Annotated in this window: 1 protein-coding gene; it reads right to left on the minus strand. The window is 62.3% G+C overall.

Annotated elements, in window-relative coordinates:
- A partial coding sequence (locus AB8E48_RS08990) for a 6-phosphogluconolactonase (protein WP_368886486.1) occupies positions 1-444 on the minus strand: 444 nt, incomplete at its 3' end.
- Positions 445-448 lie beyond the last annotated feature (4 nt).

The raw sequence follows: 448 nt of genomic DNA on the forward strand, positions 1-448 counted from the left end.
AGCCGGTGCGGAACCGGCGTAGTCACGCATCTCAAAAGCGTAGTGCTCGGCGGCAGCCTCAAGACCGGTGAAAATATCGGACGGACCCATGCGGTGCACATTGCCCACGACCAGGCCGTGCGACAGCAGGGGAGCGAGCAGCACCTCAATAGCCTGACCGTCGTTACGTTCGGGGCTACGCTCGGGCACGTAACGCTCATCGGAGAACCAGAAGTGCACGCGCGACCAGTCAATATCCTTTACGCGCTCGTTCTCAGCCCACGCCTTCAGGGTGGCGATACCCATGGTGCCGCCGGTCAGCGAAATGTGGGCAATCGTGCGCTCAGAGAGCACGTGCTCAATGATGTCGAGGATGCGGGTCACCGCGTCCGCTGCGAGAGCTTCGCGGGTCGGGTGCGCCACCAGGGTGGGGGTGGATGCGCCCATGTTCTGAATCTTAGGCATCGAA

Origin of the sequence: Rothia mucilaginosa (genome assembly GCF_964211445.1) — a bacterium.
GTDB lineage: Bacteria > Actinomycetota > Actinomycetes > Actinomycetales > Micrococcaceae > Rothia > Rothia mucilaginosa_E.